Raw genomic sequence first — 5,360 nt, forward strand, 5'->3', positions numbered from 1 at the left:
TTCCAAAGCCTGCCTGACGATCAGCGGTTGTGGCAAAAAGGCCAAACGCGGGTTCGCAATTTCAATCACTTAGCCAATCTGTTGTCGAACTTGGGATACCTAAATTTTTCAATCTTTGCTGCGCCCTGATTTGCGAGCCATAAGCATTCATCAGGAAGCGTACTCATAATATTGTTGTCAAAAAAGATAATTTGATCAAAGAAAAACAATGCACGTTTCACTTGGTCAAAATCTGGTGATACATCAAGAATTAAAGTCTTTCCATCTATTAAATTGCGTATTGGATTAAAAAGGCGCTATTCAAGTTCATCCCCCCGTAACGCTCATATGCCGCCCCACGCTCCCAAAATCCCCCTGCCGGGAATAGTCGAAGTCATGCCCCTTCGGTTTCCGCGCGATCGCCCCGCGAATGGTCTCCACCAGCGGCTCGTCGCTTTCCGAGGCCCGCAGCGGCGCCCTCAAATCCGCTGAATCGTCCTGGCCGAGGCACATGTAGAGCATGCCGGTGCAGGTGACGCGGACGCGGTTGCAGCCCTCGCAGAAATTGTGGGTGAGAGGGGTGATGAAGCCGATGCGGGCGCCGGTTTCTTTCGCGCGCACATAGCGGGCGGGGCCACCGGTGCGGAGCGGAATGTCCTCCAGCGTCCAGCGGCGCGCGAGCGTCTCGCGGACTTCGGAGACGGGGAGATACTGGTCGAGCCGGTCCTCGTTGCCGAGGTCGCCCATTGGCATGACCTCGATGAAGGTGAGGTCCATGCCGCGGGCGGCGCACCATTCGGCCATCGGCACGATCTCATGGTCGTTCACGCCCTTGAGCGCGACGGCGTTGATCTTGACCGAGAGCCCGGCCTCCTGCGCCGCGTCGATGCCGTCGAGCACCTGGGCGAGGCGGCCGCGTCGGGTGATCTCCAGAAACTTCCGCTCGTCGAGCGTGTCGACGCTGACGTTGACGCGCTTGACGCCGCAGTCCGCCAGCGCCCTGGCGTGGCGGCGGAGTTGCGAGCCGTTGGTGGTCAGCGTCAGCTCGTCGAGGCCGTCGCCGAGGCGCTTCCCCATGTTCTGGAAGAACTGGAGGATGTCGCGGCGCACCAGCGGCTCGCCGCCGGTGATGCGCAGCTTGCGCACGCCGAGGTCGGTGAAGGCGTTGCAGAGGCGCGTCAGCTCCTCCAGCGACAGCACCTCCTGCTTGGGGAGGAACGTCATCTCCTCCGCCATGCAATAGACGCAGCGGAAGTCGCACCGGTCGGTCACGGAGACGCGGAGATAGGTGATCGGCCGGGCGAAGGGGTCGATCAGCGGGGCGCAGGGCATGGCGTTCCTCCAGTATCGGAGCGCAACGTAAGCCTTCGCCCCGGCGTCGGCAATCGATTGGCGCGGGGCCGCGGGGCGGCTAGCGTGGGGGCGGGGAGGATCGCGCCATGAACGAGACGCCGAACGACCGGGCCGCCGATAGGGCCGCCGACCGGGCCGAGGAGCCGACGCGCGACCGCATCCAGCGGATGGTGGACCTGAACGCGACGCCGGAGGCGGTGTGGGCCGTGATCGGGGATTTCTCCGACATGGGCTGGCATCCGCTGGTGCGCGAGACGGCGCCGGCGGAGATCGAGGGCGCCGCCTACCGGCATGTGACGCTCGACGACGGCGAGGTGTTCATGGAGCGGCTGGCGGAGACCGGGCCGCGCCACATGACCTACGAGATCGTCGATGCGCCGCTGCCGATCTCGGACCATATCGCGACGCTGTCGGTGACGGCGCAGGGTGCGGGCTGCCGGGTGTTCTGGTCGGCGCTCTACGAGCCCCATGACGGGGCGGACGCCTGGTGCGACAAGCTGGTGGCCGGCTTCTACGAGGCCGGGCTGGCGGCGCTGGCGGAGCGCTTCGGCGGCTGAGGGCGAGGGCCGGGAGGAGGGCCGGGGGGCTCAGGCGGGGCTTCGGCGCAGGGAGACGCGGGCACGCACCGGCGAACGGGTGCGCAGGGTGACGCGGCCGACGGCCTCTGGCGGCGGGCCGGCGGGCGCGAAGGCGAGGTGCGGCAGGGCGGCCGCCAGCAGCGCCCGCCCCTCCATCCGCGCCAGCGCCATGCCGACGCAGGCGCGCGGCCCGGCGCCGAAGGGCATGAAGGCCGGCGGCGGCGGCACGCGGAAGCGCTCGGGCTCGAAGTCGTCGGGCGCCGGCCAGTCGCGGTTGCGGTGGAGCATGAAGATCGGGATCTGGAAGCGGTCCCCGGCCCTGACGTCGAGCGCGCCGGCCGGCCCCTCGTAGCGGTCGTCCTGGCGCGCCTCTCGGGCCAGCGCGTAGGCCGGCGGGTAGAGGCGCAGGATCTCCTCATAGGCGCGGGCGAAGGCGGCGGGGTCGTCCGTCGCGGCGAGTCGCGCCTGCGCCGCCGGCTCGCGCGCCAGCCGGTCGAGCCCCCAGGAGAGCGAGAGCGCGGTGGTCTCGTGGCCGGCCATGAACAGCGTCATCACCTCATCGCGCACCTCGCGGCGGCTGAGAGCCGCGCCGGTCTCCGGGTCGCGCGCGGCGAGCAGCGCGTTGAGCAGGTCGCCCTGGCCGCCCGGCGCGCAGAGCCGCGCGTCGATGACGCCGTTCAGCACGCGGTCGATCTCCAGCACCATGGCGAAGACGCCGGCGCGCGAGCGGCGCGGCGCCCAGGCGGGCAGGCCCATGAGGTCGGCCAGCGAGGCGGTGGAGGCCTCGATGAGCAGGCGGTCGAGCGTTTCGGCCAGCGGCTTGGCGCGGGGGCCGAGCTCTGCGCCGAAGAAGGCCTCCATCGCGATGTCCATGGTCAGGCGCAGGCAGTCGGCGGAGAGGTCCACCGCCCGGCCCGCGCGCGCCGCCTCCTCCCACCCCGCGACCGTGGCGGCGGTGCGGCGGGCGACGACGCCCTCGACCCGCGCCAGCGCCTTCGCGCTGAAGGCCGGCGCGATCAGGCGGCGGCGCTGGCGCGACGCCTCGCCCTCCAGCAGCAGCGAGCCGGAGCCGAGCACGTCGCCCAGCAGCGCCCGGTAGAGCGGCCCCTTGCCGTAGGCGGCGGCCCTGCTCGCGAGGATGTGACGGGCGAGGCCCGCGTCGTTGACGGTGACGAGACGCAGGCTGGCGAGCCGCTCCGTGCGCCAGGGCAGCGCCGCCACGCCGGGGTGGAACATGTGCAGCAGGTTGCGCCGCGACCGCCAGAGCGCGAGCGCCGTCGTCGCGGCGCGCAGCGCGGGGCTGGCGTCGAGCCGCGCCAGCGCCGGCGGGGCGGGGCGCGGGTGGAGCGAGGGGAGCGGGCCGGGCTTCGTCGCCTCCGGCGCCGCTTTCGGGGCCGTCTTCGGGGCCGTATTCTGGGCCGACATGTCTGGCGTCGTCATGGCGTTCGTCCTGCGCGCCGGATCCGCCGCGGCCGCGCCGCGCCGCCTTGCCCCGCAACGGTAGCGCCACTAAGCCCGCAGGGCGAGCGGCGCAAGGAGGCGAGCCCCATGTTCACCGGAATCATCACCGACATCGGCGAGGTGGCAGTGGTCGAGCCGGTCCCCGGCGGGCTGCGCGCGCGCATCCGCTCGGCCTATGACCTCGCGGGCGTGGCGCTGGGCGCCTCCATCGCCTGCGACGGGGTGTGCCTGACGGTGACGGACAAGGCGGCGGGGGGCGGCTCGGGGGGCGGCTGGTTCGCGGTGGACGTCTCGGGCGAGACCGTCTCGCGCAGCACGCTCGGCGGCTGGGCGCCGGGGCGGCGGGTGAACCTGGAGCGGTCGCTGAAGGTGGGCGACGAGCTGGGCGGCCACATCGTCTCGGGCCATGTCGACGGCGTCGGCGAGGTGGTCGAGGCCCGGCCCGACGGCGAGAGCACCCGCGTCGTGATCGCGGCGCCGGCGGCGCTGGCCGGCTTCATCGCGCCGAAGGGCTCGATCGCGGTGGACGGCGCCTCGCTGACGGTGAACGAGGTGGAGGACGGCGCGGAGGGTGGATTTGGGGGCGGACCTGGGGGCGGCGCGCGCTTCGGCGTGAACCTCATCCCCCACACCAGGCGGTGGACCACCTTCGCCGACATGGCCCCCGGCCGCCGCGTCAACCTCGAGATCGACGTGCTGGCGCGGTACGTGGCGCGGCTGAAGGAGGTTGCTGGCGGGGGGTGAGGGTGGCGGTCGCGCGATGGCGGGAGTGCGCACAACACGGTCACTCGCGGCGATGCTCCACAGCGCCTAAGCTGGCGTGGCGAAGCTGCCGTTCGCCTGACCCTACGGCAGGGTCTGCAGTGCGGACTTTGCAGATGTTGCATTGTGCATCGATTGGCTTAGACCCGCCGGTGGAAACATGACCATGAACTACACAACAGACTACGAGCCCCACGCAGAGGCTATCGCCAACCTGTTCACGGCGACCTTCACCGCTTCGGAAGGCCCTGAAGAAGGCGCGCTGATCGGCGATCTCGCTCGCCGCCTGATCGCCGAGACGCCAGCCGAGGACATTCGCGTGGTCACGGCATGGGAGGACGGTGCGCTCCTCGGCGGTATCTTCTTCACGCGGCTTAGCTACGAAGGCGATCCCCGCACAGTCTTTATGATGGCGCCCGTGGCAGTGGCAACCGAACATCAGGGCAAGCGCATAGGGCAACGTCTGATCGCCTACGGTCTCGACGAACTTCGGAAGGAGGGCGTGGACATCGCGGTCACCTACGGCGATCCGGCCTTCTATGGCCGCGTCGGGTTCATGCCCGTCTCAGAGGCCAACCTGCCCGCGCCGCAACCGCTCGGGCAGCCGCAGGGCTGGATTGCCCAATCCCTGACTGAGGAGCCCCTCACGCCTCTCCTCGGGCCGTCTCGCTGCGTCGCCGCCTTCGACGACCCGGCGCTCTGGTAGCTTTGTATCGCCGTTATCCTTTGTCGGCTCCGGGCTCGCCACCGCCATTTGGCGCAGCGAGCACGAACGGCCGGTCCTGCGCGAGAAGTGCGGGGTAAGGCCGTGGTCCTCGAACGGCAGCCTCCCGCGCATGCCGGCCGGTCAACGGCGGCGCGCCTCGCTCGACCCTTGGCCCGTGCGACCAGCACGGGCCGCGCCCTCCCGCCGGGGCTCCGCCCGTTCGCCGCTGAAAACCCTCCCCCGGAGGGTTTTCCGGGCGCGGCTCACCCCCCAAGGGAGGGCGCATTGCAACGGCTCAACCCGCTGAACCGTCACAGTTGCTTGCGGCATGAACCGCGCTGCTCGGCCGTCTCGAAGCGCCCACCCGTGGGAGGGCGCGGCCCTCAACTCTGCGGCGGCGCCGTCGTCTGAGCGAGACCCAGTCCCCCCAAGTTCGACAACAGATTGGCTAAGTGATTGAAATTGCGAACCCGCGTTTGGCCTTTTTGCCACAACCGCTGATCGTCAGGCAGGCTTTGGAA

The 5,360-nt window shown here is 69.9% G+C and carries 5 protein-coding genes; 3 read left to right on the forward strand and 2 right to left on the reverse strand.

Annotation, left to right across the window (positions count from 1 at the left end; all coding sequences use genetic code 11):
- Window positions 1-306: 306 nt before the first annotated feature.
- Window positions 307-1,311, reverse strand: a complete 1,005-nt coding sequence (gene moaA / locus BLW43_RS22245) for a GTP 3',8-cyclase MoaA (protein ID WP_093257042.1) — start codon at window positions 1,309-1,311, stop codon at window positions 307-309.
- A gap of 107 nt (window positions 1,312-1,418) precedes the next feature.
- Between moaA and BLW43_RS22250 the strand changes: the two genes are divergently transcribed.
- Window positions 1,419-1,889: an SRPBCC family protein gene (locus BLW43_RS22250; protein ID WP_093257045.1), complete on the forward strand. Its 471-nt coding sequence runs from the start codon at window positions 1,419-1,421 to the stop codon at window positions 1,887-1,889.
- A gap of 30 nt (window positions 1,890-1,919) precedes the next feature.
- On the opposite strand, the gene BLW43_RS22255 is transcribed toward BLW43_RS22250, so the two are convergent.
- Window positions 1,920-3,350 carry a cytochrome P450 gene (locus tag BLW43_RS22255; RefSeq protein WP_093257048.1) on the reverse strand — a complete coding sequence of 477 codons (1,431 nt, stop codon included), beginning with the start codon at window positions 3,348-3,350 and terminating at the stop codon, window positions 1,920-1,922.
- A 108-nt stretch (window positions 3,351-3,458) separates the two neighbouring features.
- Here BLW43_RS22255 and BLW43_RS22260 point away from each other — a divergent pair, with 108 nt between their 5' ends.
- A complete protein-coding gene (locus BLW43_RS22260; RefSeq protein ID WP_093257050.1) occupies window positions 3,459-4,115 on the forward strand; it encodes a riboflavin synthase in 657 nt (218 codons plus the stop codon).
- Window positions 4,116-4,299: 184 nt separating this feature from the next.
- Window positions 4,300-4,839 (forward strand): GNAT family N-acetyltransferase, encoded by a 540-nt coding sequence (locus BLW43_RS22265; RefSeq protein ID WP_093257053.1) that lies wholly within the window; start codon window positions 4,300-4,302, stop codon window positions 4,837-4,839.
- Window positions 4,840-5,360: the final 521 nt, after the last annotated feature.

The organism is Rubrimonas cliftonensis, from assembly GCF_900107585.1.
Classification (GTDB): Bacteria; Pseudomonadota; Alphaproteobacteria; order Rhodobacterales; family Rhodobacteraceae; genus Rubrimonas; species Rubrimonas cliftonensis.